The sequence below is a fragment of the Bifidobacterium santillanense genome, from assembly GCF_018555385.1.
Taxonomy (GTDB): domain Bacteria; phylum Actinomycetota; class Actinomycetes; order Actinomycetales; family Bifidobacteriaceae; genus Bifidobacterium; species Bifidobacterium santillanense.
In genome coordinates this window covers 1-14,399 of sequence record NZ_JAFEJS010000010.1, presented here as the reverse complement: position 1 = coordinate 14,399, position 14,399 = coordinate 1, and the positions used below count along the sequence as shown (strand labels likewise).

The following is a 14,399-nucleotide window of genomic DNA, read 5'->3' as shown; positions in this document are numbered from 1 at the left end:
CGATACGGAAAACCGCCCGTACCTCCTGTGAGGGTACGGGCGGTTTTCCGTATCGCGCGAGCCTCAGCGCACGAGGTCCTTCGCCAGCTCGATCAGCGCCTTGTCCGAACCGGCCGGGCCGACCAGGCACGCGCCGCAGGGCAGTCCGTCGGCGGTCTCGAGCGGGATGTTCACCGCCGGCAGTCCGCCGACGCCCGCGATCGAGGTGAGCCGCAGCGTCTGTGCGCGGGCGTGCTCGACCGCCGTCACGTCGCCGTTGTTCACGAGGAACGGCGCCACCGACGAGGCGGAGGGGATGAGCAGCGCGCGTCGGCCGATGATGCCGCGCACCAGCGTGCGCGCCTGCGCGAGACGGTCGAGCCCGCGCCGGTAGTCGTCCTCGCCGATCGTCGCATCGTGGCGGAAGCGCTCGGCGATCTCGGGCGCCGGCGAATCCCAGTGCCGCGAGATCCACGCGCCGTTGGCGCGCCACGCCTCGTAGCCGCGCACGACCTGGAAGACCGCGAGCAGCTCGTCGAGCATGTGCGGCGTGAAGCCGGCGTTGTCGACGCCGGCCGCCGTCTTGGCGACGACCGCGTCGCGGAACGCCTCGAACGCCTCGCGCACGTCGTGCTCGGCGAGGCCGTCGAGTTCGGTGGCGATCGCGAGGCCCTCGATCGCGCCGGCCGGCTCCCGCTCCGGCATCAGTGCGCGCGCCGCGAATCCCAGCGTCTGTGCGTCGCGCGTCATCCAGCCGACCGTGTCGAACGAGTCGGACAGCGGGTGGATGCCGTTGCGGCTGATGCGCCCGTGCGTGGTGCGGATGCCCCACAGCCCCTGATACGCCGACGGGATGCGGATCGAGCCGGCCGTGTCCGTGCCGAGGCCGATCGCCGCCTGCCCGAGCGCCACCGCGGAGGCCGGGCCGGACGACGATCCGCCGGAGATGCGGTCCGGCGCCTTCGGGTTCGGCGGCGTGCCGTAGTGCACGTTCGCGCCGGCCAGCGAGTAGGCGAACTCGTCCGTCTGCGCGATGCCGACGATCGACGCGCCCGCGTCGCGCAGCATGTCCACCGCGTCGGCGTTCGCCTCGCACACGGGGGAGTCGGCGAGGAAGTCCGGATTGCCGGCGCCGATGCGCTGGCCGGCGACCGCGTACAGATCCTTGACCGCGACGCCCATGCCGGTCAGCGGTCCCTGCTTGGCCGCCGGGACGAGCGGGTCTCCCGCCACGCGCCACACGCGCCGGTCCAGCGCGGGGGCGGGGTAGGTCAGATGCGCGGCGACGATCCGCCACACGCCGTCGGCCGCGGCGGCGCCGTTCGCGATGGCCTCACCGTCGCGCAGCCGCGTCCACACCTGCGTCTGGATGACGCGTCCGCCCGCCGCCTTGTCGAATTCGGAGACGACGACTGCGTTGTCCGCGTCCAGCCGGCGCGCGATGCGCCGGTGCAGCCGCCTGGCCGGGGCGCCGCCGCGCTTGGCGCGGAACGCGGTGATCGCGGTGTGCCCCACGCGCATGCCGGCGCCGTCCGAGCGCACGACCGGGATGTCGTCGGGATTGTCCGCGAACAGTTCGGACAGCACGTCCGTGTCGTTCGCCATCAGCGCGCGCTCATAGCGTTCGATCGCCTTGCGCAGCGCCGGATCGAGCACGTCCGCATTGTCGAATGCCGGCTTCACGGCGTGCGCCGCCTTGGAACCCGTCATGCCATGTACCTCCCGGAAATCCTAGAAATCGGTTGCGTGTGCGTCGTCGAAACGATGGCCGTACGACGCGATGGCGTCGAGCACCGACGCGTACGCCGGGCAGTCGCGGAACATCGCGAGGTCTACCAGTCCGTGTGCACCCTTGACGATGTCGACCGCCTGCGTGACGTCGAAGTCGACCGCGGCGGACAGCAGCAGATACACCTGCCGGCGCGGCAGCGAGAACATCGTCGAGAGCATGTCGATGGTGTGGTCGACGCTCGCCGCCAGCGCCTCGTCGAGCGTGTCGCCGAGACCCAGCGGGATGAGCGCGCCGTGCGCGACGGCGAACGGCAGGTCGACGCGGCCGAACAACTCCTCGGCCCGGTCTCCCGGCACGACCTCGACGTGCAGATGCGCGCGCAGCGACGCCTCGAGCGCGGTGAGCGACACCTCGCCGTTGCCCTGCGCGAAGTGCGGGTCGCCGATGTAGAGGCCCGCGTCCTCGACCTGCACCGGCAGGAACAGCGTCGCGCCCTCGGTCAGATCGCGCAGGTCGATGTTGCCGCCGTAGTTCGCCGGCGGGATCGAACTGGGGCGTGCGTCGGCGGCCGTCGTCACGCCGGTGATGCCGAGGAACGGGTGCATCGGGAAGCGCACGATCGGACCGTCCGACTCGTTCCCCGCGCGGAACCAGGCCGTTTCCGTCTCGTCGTCGGCGCGGCAGAACTGCCCGTAGTTCCCATCGAAATCCTCGCTGTCCGCGAGCACGCCGCGCGCGTGGCGGGTCGAGATCACGCCGTACGGGACGCGGCGTTCGAGCCGGCCGATCGTGACGGCGAGCAGGTCGCCGGGATGCGCGCCGGGCACGCGGATCGGTCCGACGACCATGTGCGGGCCGTCGGCTTCGGCGTCGCGCGGCACCTCGCGCGCGATCGCGACCGCGTCGTCGAGCACCTCGTCGGCGGGCACCCCGTGGGCGCCGAAGTAGGCGACCGGGTCGCTTCCCTGATCGGGCAGCAGGCCCTCGTGGCTCACCGTGTCGATGACGATGTCGCCGCCGGGCGCGACCTCGCCGACCGGGCGGGCCATGTCGACGGCGCTCGGCAGGCGGCCCCACAGCACGTTGCCGGGGGTCGAGGGCACGTAGTTCGCGCCTTCGGGCACGCCCACGCCGGTTTGCAGAATCCTTGTCATGTCGCTCCTCGTTTCTACGGGCGGCGGATCAGGTTCGCCGGATCGCCCGCCTCGTCCCTGTCGGCCGGATGCAGCGTAGCACCGCCGATCATCGTGCGGGTGATCACGCCGTCGAGCACGCGCCCGTCGAACGCGCTGATCGGGTTGCGGCTGAGCAGTTCGTCCGCATGCACGGTGAACGACTCGTCCGGCCTGATGACGACCAGGTCGGCGCGTTTGCCCGGCGCGATCGCGCCGCGGTCGTGGAACCCGGCGAACCGGGCCGTGTTCGCGCTCATCCAGCGCACCGCGTCGGCCAGACCGAGCCCGCGGCGCTTCGCCTCGGTCAGCACCGCGCGGAAGCCGACCTGCAGGCTGGAGACGCCGCCCCATGCAGTGGCGAGCGTGCCGGCCTTCATCTTCGCGTCGGCGGGGGAGTGGTCGGTCGCGATGAAGTCGAGCGTGCCGTCCACGAGGCCGGCCCACAGCGCGTCCTGCTCGTCGAGGCCGCGGATCGGCGGACAGCATTTGAACGCCGTGTTGCCGTCGGGGATGTGGTCGCAGTCGATCGTCAGGTAGTGCGGGCAGGTCTCGGCCGTGATCGGCAGGCCCTTCGCCTTGGCCTCGCGGATGACGTCGACCGACGCGCCGCAGGAGATGTGCAGCAGGTGCGTGCGGCAGCCGGTGCGTTCGACCAGCTCGGCCACGGTCGCCACGGCCGCCGCCTCGCACTCGGCCGGACGGGACTCGACGAAGCTGCGGTAGGAGTCGGTGATGTGCCCGCCGTGCTCGGCGAGCTCGTGCGGGTCCTCCGCGTGGATGATGAGCTGGCCGCCGAACGACGCGATCTCGCGCATCGCCGCCTCCAGCTTCGGGTAGGCGAGCGATCCGTACTCGTCGACGCCGCTGGGGGACAGGAAGCATTTGAAGCCGAACACGCCCTCGTCCCACAGGCGCCGCAGCATGCCGGTGCCGAGGTTCGTCTCGTCGACGCCGCCCCAGAAGCCGAGCTGCGTATGCGCCTTGCGCTCGGCGCGCGCCTTCTTGACGTTCAGCGCGTCGACGGTCAGGGTCGGCGGGTTCGAGTTGAGCGGCATGTCGAGCACGGTCGTCACTCCGCCGGCGGCCGCCGCGCGGGTCGCGCAGTCGAAGCCCTCCCATTCGGTGCGGCCGGGCTCGTTGATGTGCACGTGCGTGTCGACGATGCCCGGGATGAGCACCTCGCCGTCCTCGAGCGCGATCGTCTCGCGGGCCCCGGCGGCGCGCGCATCCGCCGCGTGCCCGCCCTCGGTGCCGCCGCCGCGCGTCACGGTCGTGATGCGTCCGCCGTCCACCAGCACGGTGCCGTCCGTCACGACGCCGCCGAGCAGCATCCGGCCGGTGATCTTCAGATCGTGGATCTCCCCGCTCATCGTCACGCCTCCATCCCCAGCACGACGTCCGCGGTCAGCGCGTCCGCCTCGGCCGCGCGCAGTCGCGTCGCGACGTTCTCGATGGCGTGTGCGAACGCGTCGGCACCGTACGCCACGTCGTCCTCGCGCACCGACTCGAGCGGGCTGTGGCTGATGCCGCCCTTGCAACGCACGTACAGCATCGCGATCGGCAGGAGCCCCGCCACGGCCATGCCGTCGTGGCCCGGGTAGCTGATGAGGCCGAACGCCTCCTTGCCCTCCGCCTGCTCGATGCCCTCCTCGATGCAGGAGCGCAGGAACGGATCGCACTGCGCACTGTCGGCGGTGTGGATGCACTCCTTCTCCATCGTCACGTCGTATCTGGCGCACACCTCGGCGGCCATGTCCCAGATCCTGCGGTACGTCTCGTCGCGCAGCTCGTCGGTGCCGGCCCTGAGGTCCAGGCTGAACGTCGCCTTGCCGGCGATCACGTTGACGCCGCCCGGCTCGGCCGAGATCTCGCCGACGTTCGCGCGCGTGCCCGCCTCGCGGCTGATGCGGTCGACGCCGGTGATGATCTCGGCGGCGGCGGTCAGCGCGTCGTGGCGCAGGTCGTACGGGGTGGCGATGTGGCAGCTCAGGCCATGGATCGTCACCATGTAGCGCGACGCTGCGGCGATCGAGCTCACCGAGGAGAGCGCGCGGTCGCGCTGCTCGAGGATCGGCCCCTGCTCGATGTGGAACTCGAGGTAGCCGATCGCGTCCTCGGTGGTGTGCGCCGCCTCGGCGACGTGCTCCGGGTCGAGGCCGAAGTCGCGGAACGCCTGGCGCATCGTGACGCCGTTCGCGTCCGTCAGGTCCAGCCATTCGTCGTTCCAGCCGGCGCCGAGCGCGTAGGAGCCGAGCAGGGTGGCGCCGAATCGGGCGCCCTCCTCGTCGCCGAAGCCGACGACCTCGAGCGCGAACGGCAGCGTGGCGGTCGCGCCGGACTTCACCAGATGCTCGGCGACGGACAGGGCCGTGATGACGCCGAGGATGCCGTCGTACTTGCCGGCGTCCGGCACCGAGTCGAGGTGCGAGCCGAGCACCAGCGCGGGCAGTCCGTCGCGCTCGCCCTCGGCGCGGCCGCGCAGGTTGCCGGCCGGGTCGATGCTCACCTCGAGGCCGGCGTCCCTCATCCAGCCGCCCACGAGTTCGAAGGCCTTCGCCATCTCCGGCGACAGGTAGGTGCGTTCGATGCCGCCCTCCATGCTGGTCAGTTCGGCCAGCTGGTCGCATCGGTCCATGATCGTACGGGCCGCCTCATCGGCCCACTGCGCTGCGCTCATCGTGATTCCCTCGTTTTCGTTGCCGTGTGTTCGTTGCCGTTATGGCCGTGCCGTGACTACGCTCGTCGCGGCGTCACTCGCCGTAGACCTCGAGCGCCGCCTCGATGCCCTTGTCGGTGGAGACCTTGACGCCGTTGCGCTCGAGCACGTTGCCGAGGGCCGCGGCGCAGGTCAGGACGGCATCCTTGCGCGCGTTGACGCCCATCACGCCGATGCGCCAGATCGTGCCCTTGAGCGGGCCGAAGGAGGAGGCGATCTCGACGGAGAAGTCGTTGAGCAGCTGCGCGCGGATGGCCGCGTCATCGACGCCGTCGGGGATGATCACGCCGACCACGTCGTTCATGCGGTGCGACTGGTCGCCGTAGAGCTTGAGGCCCATGCCCTCGATGGCGGCGGACATCGCCCTGCCGTTCAGGGCATGGCGGGCGATCGCGTTGTCGATGCCCTCCTCGCACACGATGCGCGCGGCCTCGTGCACGGCGTAGAGCGCGTGCGTGGCCTCGGTGTGGTGGTTGAGGTGGCGCGGGCCCCAGTAGTCGAAGATCTGCGCCATGTCGAAGTAGTTGCTGTGGATGCGGTCGGCGTCCGGGGCGATCTCGCCGGCGTTCGCGACGCCCGCCTCGATGCTGCGGCGCTCGTTGATGACCTCGACCGCGCGGTCGGAGACGGTAATCGGGGCGGAGCCGGAGGGACCGCCGAGGCACTTCTGCATGCCGGTGGTCACGATGTCGAGCCCCCAGGCGTCGGCCTGCATGTCGTTGCCGACCAGGGACGCGGTGGCGTCGGTGTACAGCAGCGCGCCGTACCTGTGGCAGATGTCGCCCAGACCCTCGAGCGGCTGGCACATCGTCGTGGAGGTGTCGCCCTGCACGGTGGCGACGAGCTTCGGGCGGACCGACTTGATGGCCTCCTCGATCTCGGCGAGCGTGAAGACCTCGCCCCACGGGCGCTCGATGACGTGCACGTCGGCGCCGGCGCGCTCGGCGATCTCCTTGAGGAGCATGCCGAAGCGGCCCGCGACGCACACGAGCACCGGGTCGCCGGGCGCGAGCACGGAGACCAGCGCCGCCTCGATGGCGGAGCGGGAGGTGCCGTCGACGACCATCGTCTGCTTGTTGGAGGTCTTGAAGATGGTGCGGAACATGGCCTGCACCTCGCCCATCACCTTGAACATGTACGGGTCGAACTGGCCGACGGTGGGCTTGCTCATCGCGGTGAGGACGCGCGGGTCCACGTTCACCGGGCCGGGGGCCATGAGCAGACGGTGCGGCGGGTTGACGGGCTTGATCTTCGAGGTGTCGATCGTCTCGGTTGCGGTGGTTGCTGCGGTGGTCATGCCGATCATCTCCTGTGTGTGAAATCCTTCGTGATGAAAATTATTTCAGCACCGCAGCAATTCTGAAATTTTTCATTCATGTTAACGAGAGTTTTCGGCGGCCCCGCGTCCGCGGGACTCAGTGCGATCGTCGCGGAATATGGCGTTGAGTACCACGCCTCATGTAATTGACAACAGTGCAGTTGTTGTCAAATCCCTTGTTTTCCAAGGGGTTTCGGGTGCGTTCGTGTGGTACTCAATCGCCTTCCTCGTCGAAAATGACTTGAGTACCACGACGCCGCGGGACTCAAGTCGGAATCAGGCCGTTCCGTCGTTGAGTCCCGCGGCGTCGTCGTGTCAGCGCGCCATCTGGGCGGCGGCGCCGCTGAGAAGGGCGTGCATGCGGGCGCGTGCCTCCTCCTTGGTCATGTGGTGCGTCAGGTCGGCGGCGATGCGCTCGGCGACGGGGATGTCCTCCATCGTCGTGATCTTCATGTTCGTCTCGGCGCCGGAGACGATCGCGACCGGCACGTCGGGCATGTAGTCGACGACGACGCGCGTGTCGTCGGTGGGATGGAAGTCCGGGTCGGCGGACGCCAGCTCGTACGCGCGGCGGATCGTCGCGAAGCGGAACGACTGCGGCGTCTGCGCGCGGAACGTGTTCGGACGGTCGGGCACTGAGCGCACGACCTTGCGGTCGCCCAGATCCTCGGTGAGCAGGACGGTGTCGGTGGAGGCGAATGCGACGGTCGCGGCCTGGAACTCGTCGAGCGCGTCGATCGACCCGTCGATCGCGGATTGCGCGACGAACGGGCGCACCGCGTCGTGGATGAGGATCTTCGCGTCGTCCGGGATGCCGGCCTCGGCGAGCATGGAGAGCGCCGCCGCCGTGCTGTCGACGCGCTCGGCGCCGCCGTCGATGACGACTCGCACCTTGGCGTAGCCGGCCTGCTCGATGAGCTCCTCGACGGTGCCGCGCACCTTCTCGTTGACGACCACGACGATGTCGGTGACGCGCTCGCAGCGCTCGAACGCCTCGATGCTCCAGCACACGATCGGCTTGCCGCCGACGGAGACGAGCTGCTTGGGATTGTCGGGACCGAACCGCGTGCCGAATCCGGCGGCGAGGACCACCGCGACGACGGGGACGGGGGTTTGTTGTGCTTCTCTCTCGGTCATAATGCCTCCACCGTAGAACGAGGGGTGGCTGACCGTGAGCTGGGTCACAGCGTTTCGCACGAAATGCGCACGGACCCGGGGTCTATCGCCGGCGCGACGACTCCAGTTCGTCGAGGTCGTCGAAGAGCCGGTTGATGCTCTCGACGCGCGCCGCCGAATCGGACGGGGGGATGCGGTCGGACACCGCGTCGACCAGCAGCGCGGCGAGCGCGAACGCGGCCGTGTAGCTGGACAGGACGTGCGTGCTCAGATCGGCCTCAAGGACGGTGGCGCTGGTCGCCGCCTGCGAGACGGCCGCGGCGAGCACCGGTCGGACGGTCGCGTCGCCGATGACGATCATCGGCACGCCGGCGGCGGCGAGCGCGTCGACGATCCCGGCGAACGTGGCGGGACGGCGGCGCACGCCGACGACGATCGCCGCGTCGGACGGGCCGTAGTCGACGATCTCCTCGGCGACGGACTGACCGGGTTGGGGCAGGACGCGCACGTCGCCGCGCAGCTGGGTGAGCTGCTCGCGCAGGTGCAGCGCGACCGGATAGCCGTTGCGCAGTCCGATGACGCACACGCGCCGGGCGTCGGCGATCGTGGCCGCGGCCGCGCGCACGGATCCCTCGTCGAGGCGGGAGAAGGTGCGGCGCACGGCGGTCAGCTCGCGCTCCATGTGCGCGGCGACCAGGCCGTCGTCCCCGTCGGCGTCGTCGACGTTGGACAGCTCCGGCGAGCCGGGCTGGTGGAAGCGGCGCACGTCGCGGCGGAACTCGCCGGCGTTCGCGTAGCCGAGCTTGCGGTACAGACGGCTCATCGTCGGCTGGGAGACGCCGCTCAGCTCGGCCAGCTCGGCGGAGTTGCAGACCAGTACATCGGTCAGGTGACCGAGGATGAAGCGCGCGGCCTCCTGCTCGGTGGCGGTGAGCGCGTCGAAGGACCGCCGGATGCGGTCGACGGCGGAGGTGGACGGTGCTGTTTCAGAGGCATCGGCGCCTGAAAGATGAATTTCAGTGGTCATGAACCACACTGTTTCGGACGAATGTTTCCCGCGGGTAAACGGATGGGGCGGTTTCGACGGCTCCGGACGGGCGTTGCGGACGTTATGTGTCGAACGGATTTCGAGTCGACCCCCTCGGTAATTAAAAAGAAATTTTCAGATCGCCGGCGTTGAAATATTAATTTCCGTTAATGGTTGCAGGTCGAAAACAACGCCCCGGAGGGCGCGGCCGACAGTCTTCCCGAGACATATGAACAGCAACCGTAAGGAGCGCACGATGACCGCCATCACCATCGGACAGATCAAGCAGTCCGCACCGGCACCGGAACCCATCGAGCCCGACGACGCCACCGTCATCAAGGACGGCTACGACCCCAGACTCGCCAACGCGGACCTCGCGCCGCTCAAGAAACAGACCTGGTCGTGGTACAACATCTTCGCCTTCTGGATGTCCGACGTGCATTCGGTCGGCGGCTACGTGACCGCCGGCAGCCTCTTCGCGCTCGGCATCGCCAGCTGGCAGGTGTTCATCGCCCTGATCGTCGGCATCGTCATCGTCCAGGCGCTCGTCAACCTCATCGCCAAGCCGAGCCAGCGCGCCGGCGTGCCGTTCCCGGTGACGATGCGCTTCGTGTTCGGCGTCAAGGGCGCGAACATCCCGGCCGTGATCCGCGGCATCATCGCGGTGGCCTGGTACGGCGTGCAGACCTACCTCGCCAGCGAGTCGCTCAACATCATCTTCCTCAAGTTCATCCCCACCGCCCAGACCCTGGCCACCGACTACTCGTTCCTCGGCCTGTCCGCCCTGGGCTGGATCTCCTACGGCATCCTGTGGGTCGCGCAGGCGTGCGTCTTCTGGACCGGCATGGACACGATCCGCAAGTTCATCGACTGGGCCGGTCCGCTCGTCTACGCCGTCATGTTCATCCTCGCGATCTACCTCGTCAACCGCGCCGGCGGCCTCGGCGCCATCGACCTCAACCTCTCCAGCGGCAAGCCGATGGGCTTCGTCGAGTCGATCCCGGTCATGATCACCGCCATCGCCCTGGTCGTCTCCTACTTCTCCGGCCCGATGCTCAACTTCGGCGACTTCTCCCGCTACTGCGGCACCTACAAGAGCGTCAAGCGCGGCAACTTCTGGGGTCTGCCGGTCAACTTCCTCGTCTTCTCCCTGCTGACCGTCGTGTGCGCCTCCGCCACCGTGCCGGTCTTCGGCGAGCTCATCACCGACCCGATCAAGACCGTCGAGCGCATCGACACCCCCGTCGCGATCCTGCTGGGCGGCATGACCTTCGTCGTGGCGACCGTCGGCATCAACATCGTCGCCAACTTCGTCTCCCCGGCCTTCGACTTCTCCCACGTCAACCCGCAGAAGATCAGCTGGCGCACCGGCGGCATGATCGCCGCGGTCGGCTCCGTGATCATCACCCCGTGGAACTGGTACTCCAACGACCAGGCCATCCACTACACGCTCGACCTGCTCGGCGCCCTCATCGGACCGCTGTTCGGCATCCTCGTCGCCGGCTACTTCATCGTCTCCAAGCAGCGCGTCGCCGTCGACGACATGTTCACGATGAGCCCCAAGGGCCGCTACTGGTACCGCAACGGCTTCAACCCGAACGCGGTGCTCGCGATCGTGCTGGCCGGCGTCCCGTCCATCGTCTGCGCCGTCCTGCCCTCGCCGCTCAAGCAGATGGGCGTCGTCGACGTGACCTGGCTGTCCAACTTCAGCTGGTTCATCGGCGCCGGCCTGGGCCTGGCGATCTTCGCCCTGCTCGAGGCGAAGCGCCCGCAGATGGTCGCGCTCGCCTCCGACGACCCGACCGTCAACGACGGCGCCGCGGTCAGCGACTGATCGACCGGACGATCCGCCGCCGCGTATACCGCACATTCCTCGCATACCTCATATGTCAACCGACGAAGGCTCCCCGTGCGGGAGCCTTCTCCATACACTCCCACTTCTCCACTTCCCAAGAGGCGATCCCCCATGAAGATCAAGGTCATCAACCCCAACACCACCTGGTCCATGACTCGCACCATCGAGACCGCGGCCCGCGCGTCCGTCTCCCCGGACGTCGAGATCGAGGCCGTGAGCCCCACGATGGGCCCCGTCTCGATCGAATCGCACACCGACGAGGCGCTCGCCGCCGTCGGCGTCATCGACGAGATCCGCAGGGGCGAGGCCGACGGCTGCGACGGCTACGTGCTCGCCTGCTTCGGCGATCCGGGCCTCCATGCGGCCCGAGAGCTCGCCTCCGGGCCGGTCATCGGCATCGCCGAGGGCGCGTTCCACGCCGCGAGCCTCCTCGGCCGCTCGTTCGCGATCGTCACGACCCTGGGCCGCACGCTCGGCCGGGCCCGCGACCTCGTCGACGAATACGGCTTCACCCGCGCGTGCGTCGCCTACCGCGCCTGCGAGGTACCGGTCCTCGGTCTCGACGAGGACCCCGAGGGCGCCTACGCCGCGCTCAGGGCCGAATGCGAACGCACGATCGCCGATGCCGCGCCCGACTCGATCGTCCTCGGCTGCGCCGGCATGGCCGGCATGTGCGCCCGTCTGCAGGACGAGCTGGGACTGCCGGTGATCGACGGCGTCGCCGCCGCGACCTCCCTGGTCGAGGCGATGGTCCGCATCGGCGCCCGCACCTCCAAGCGCGACGAGTTCGCCGCCCCGCCCGCCAAGGAGGTCGTGGGCCTCCTCGCCCCGTTCACCCGCTCGTGAGCCTTGGTCCGGCCGTTGCCCGACGTCATGGACGCCGGTCTGACCGTGATCTTCGCAATTCCACCTCGCTGCTGTTCCTCGCCCAGGCGTTCGGCGTGAACCTGAGCCTCGGCCAGCAGCTCGTCGCGATCGGCGTGCTGCTGCTCACCTCCAAGGGCATGGCCGGCGTGCCCGGCTCCGCGTTCCTCGCGCTGTCCGCCACGGCGACCGCCCTGGGCATCTTCCCCGTGTCCGGCGTGGCGCTGCTGCTCGGTGCCGACCGCATCATGGACTCGATGCGCGTGTTCGTCAACCTGCTCGGCAACTGCGTGGCCACCTTCGTGGTCTCCAACTGGGAGGGCGATCTCGACCACGAGCAGATGAGGCGCGTCTTCGCCGCCGACAGGGCAGCCCGCCGAGGCGAGACCGCCCCGGCCGTCGTGGGCGACGTCCGCGAGACCGCCTGAGCGCGGTACTCAGCATGGAAACCGGACCGGAATGCGTTGAGTCCTACGAAAATGCGGTACTCAGCACATTCCCCGGTCGTTTTCGCGTTGGGTGCCGCGGCGCGACGCGAGACGGTAGACTTGGGGGCATGCAGCAGCTCAGTGTCGTGATCTCCGGCTTCGACCACTATCAGGACGTCCGCATCAACCCCTCCTACGAGGTGCCCAAGGCGCTCGCCGAGAAGGGCGTGGACGGCCTGGACGACGTGGAGCTCGCCATCCATGCGGTGAGCCTGCCGGTCAGCTTCGCCAAGGCGTGGCCCACCCTGCGCGAGACCATCGAGGCCACGCATCCGAACATCGTCATCGCCACGGGCCTCAAGCACGCGGCCCGCGGCGTGATGCTCGAGCGCTGCGCCACGAACCTCATGGACGCCGCCAAGCCCGACGTCGACAACGTGGCGCCGCGCCGCGCCCCGATCGATCCGGACGGTCCGGCCGCGTACTGGACCAGACTCCCGCTGCGTTCGATCCTCGCCGACTTCACGCGCGACGGCATCCCCGCCACGCTGAGCTCCGACGCCGGCACCTTCGTGTGCAACTCGCTGTTCTACAACCTGCTCAACTGGGCGTCCACGCAGGAGAAGGTGCTCGCCGGATTCGTCAGCTTCCCGCTGATCAACGAATCGCGCCATCCGCAGCACGGACTGCCGCTGCGGCACCTCGTCACGGCCGGCGCCGACGTCGTGCGCGACAGCGTGCGCTACTACCGCCGACCCACCTCCGGTGACATCCTCATCGCGTAGCTTCGCGCCGTGCGGAGCCCGGTCCGTGCGGAACTGGAAAAGCTGTGTGAATCCACGGATTCCACAGCCTGTTTCCGGCGTGTTTGGGCTACCATGCTGAAGCGTATGCGCCCGTATAGGACGGGGACAACGAGCGACGTGAAGCAGCCGAAGGCAGCCGAAAGGATGAGGGACATGGATCAGTTCCCGATTGTGTTGAGGGGATACGACAAGGACAAGGTCGACGAGGCGTTCGCCACGGCGCAGGCCAGCGTGCGTCAGGCGCAGCAGACCCTCGCCGGCATGCGCCAGCAGATCGCCGAGAACGACAAGCGCATCCTCGAGCTGCAGGCCCAGCTCGAGGAGGAGAAGAAGCGCAAGCCGAAGTCGAACAGCTTCGCCTCGCTCGGCGCCAACGCCCAGCAGATGCTCGCCTCCGCCGAACAGACCAGCTCCGAACTGCTCGAACGCGCCAAGTCCGACGCCGCCACCACCCGCAAGGGCGCGCAGGCGCAGGCCCAGACGCTGATCAACAACGCCAAGCTCGACGCCAAGCACATCGTCGACGACGCGAACCAGAAGGCCGCCACGATCCTCGCCCAGGCCAACACCGAGGCCGACACCATCACCACCACGGCCAAGAACAACGCCGCCCAGCTGCGCGCCGAGACCGCCAAGAACGTCACCGAGCAGCGTCAGACCGTCGAGCTGGAGCTGAGCAACTCCCGTGAGGCGCACGACAAGCAGCTCGCCTCCGAGAAGGCCAAGCAGGAGCGTGAGCTGTCCGATCTCAAGGCCGAGGCCACCGCGCAGATCGCCGCCCAGCGCAAGAGCACCAACGAGGAGCTCTCCCGCCTCAAGTCCGAGGCGAACGACCAGATCGAGGCCGCGCTCGCCGAGGCCAACAAGAAGCTCGCCGACGTGCGCGAGCAGGTCTCCAAGATGATGACCGACGCCCAGCGCCGCGCCGGCGAGATCACCGACGAGGCCAAGTCCAAGGCCCAGGAGATCACCGACGAGGCCGAGGTCAACCGCACCAAGACGATGAGCCAGGTCAACGCCGAGGTCGAGCAGATCCGCACCGACATCGCCGCCCAGCAGGACGAGGCCACGAAGAAGGTCTCCGAGCTGCTCGACAACCTCGAGGAGCGTCGCACCGCCGCCAAGAAGGAGGCCGACGAGCTGGTCGGCCAGGCCAAGACCGCCCGTGAGGAGGCCGACGCCTACGCCGCCGCCAAGCGCGAGGAGGCCGACACACAGGCCGCCGCCACCCTGAAGAAGGCCAGCGAGGACGCCGAGCGCCAGATCGAGGAGCGTCGCACCGCCGCCCAGCAGGAGCTCGAGGGCCTCAAGACCCACATCGCCAGCCTGCAGCAGCGTGAGGCCCAGATCACCCAGCGCGTCAGCGAGCTGCGTGCCATGTTC

General features: G+C 68.9%; 12 protein-coding genes. 5 read left to right on the top strand and 7 right to left on the bottom strand.

The genetic code is table 11. The features are described from left to right. Window positions 1-63 precede the first annotated feature (63 nt). The 7 genes from JS528_RS08885 to JS528_RS08855 form a co-directional block, all read right to left on the bottom strand. Window positions 64-1,689, bottom strand: a complete 1,626-nt coding sequence (locus JS528_RS08885; RefSeq protein ID WP_214358710.1) for an AtzH-like domain-containing protein — start codon at window positions 1,687-1,689, stop codon at window positions 64-66. A gap of 21 nt (window positions 1,690-1,710) precedes the next feature. After that, window positions 1,711-2,865 (bottom strand): acetamidase/formamidase family protein, encoded by a 1,155-nt coding sequence (locus tag JS528_RS08880; RefSeq protein ID WP_214358709.1) that lies wholly within the window; start codon window positions 2,863-2,865, stop codon window positions 1,711-1,713. 14 nt (window positions 2,866-2,879) lie between these two features. After that, a complete protein-coding gene (allB, locus tag JS528_RS08875) occupies window positions 2,880-4,256 on the bottom strand; it encodes an allantoinase AllB (RefSeq protein WP_214358708.1) in 1,377 nt (458 codons plus the stop codon). A gap of 2 nt (window positions 4,257-4,258) precedes the next feature. After that, window positions 4,259-5,563 (bottom strand): Zn-dependent hydrolase, encoded by a 1,305-nt coding sequence (locus JS528_RS08870; protein ID WP_214358707.1) that lies wholly within the window; start codon window positions 5,561-5,563, stop codon window positions 4,259-4,261. A 73-nt stretch (window positions 5,564-5,636) separates the two neighbouring features. Continuing rightward, entirely contained in the window at window positions 5,637-6,899 is a 1,263-nt protein-coding gene (locus tag JS528_RS08865; protein ID WP_214358706.1) for a pyridoxal-phosphate-dependent aminotransferase family protein, read from the bottom strand. A 336-nt stretch (window positions 6,900-7,235) separates the two neighbouring features. Continuing rightward, window positions 7,236-8,057 (bottom strand): IspD/TarI family cytidylyltransferase, encoded by an 822-nt coding sequence (locus tag JS528_RS08860; protein WP_214358705.1) that lies wholly within the window; start codon window positions 8,055-8,057, stop codon window positions 7,236-7,238. Window positions 8,058-8,139: 82 nt separating this feature from the next. Beyond that, the gene (locus JS528_RS08855) at window positions 8,140-9,063 is read right to left on the bottom strand and encodes a MurR/RpiR family transcriptional regulator (RefSeq protein WP_214358704.1); all 924 of its coding nucleotides are present in this window, start codon (window positions 9,061-9,063) and stop codon (window positions 8,140-8,142) included. A gap of 229 nt (window positions 9,064-9,292) precedes the next feature. Here JS528_RS08855 and JS528_RS08850 point away from each other — a divergent pair, with 229 nt between their 5' ends. The 5 genes from JS528_RS08850 to JS528_RS08830 all read left to right on the top strand — a co-directional run. After that, a complete protein-coding gene (locus JS528_RS08850; protein WP_240541430.1) occupies window positions 9,293-10,897 on the top strand; it encodes an NCS1 family nucleobase:cation symporter-1 in 1,605 nt (534 codons plus the stop codon). Between the two features lie 132 nt (window positions 10,898-11,029). Next, the gene (locus tag JS528_RS08845) at window positions 11,030-11,764 is read left to right on the top strand and encodes an aspartate/glutamate racemase family protein (RefSeq protein ID WP_214358703.1); all 735 of its coding nucleotides are present in this window, start codon (window positions 11,030-11,032) and stop codon (window positions 11,762-11,764) included. Continuing rightward, on the top strand, window positions 11,761-12,210 hold the full coding sequence (locus JS528_RS08840; protein WP_214358702.1) for a cation:dicarboxylate symporter family transporter: 450 nt from the start codon (window positions 11,761-11,763) through the stop codon (window positions 12,208-12,210). The genes JS528_RS08845 and JS528_RS08840 overlap by 4 nt, the downstream gene beginning before the upstream one ends. 128 nt (window positions 12,211-12,338) lie before the next feature. Continuing rightward, window positions 12,339-12,995, top strand: coding sequence for a pyroglutamyl-peptidase I (locus tag JS528_RS08835; RefSeq protein WP_214358701.1), 657 nt, complete (start codon window positions 12,339-12,341; stop codon window positions 12,993-12,995). Between the two features lie 174 nt (window positions 12,996-13,169). Further along, window positions 13,170-14,399: cell division protein (locus JS528_RS08830; protein WP_214358700.1), on the top strand; the 1,230-nt coding region annotated here is incomplete at its 3' end.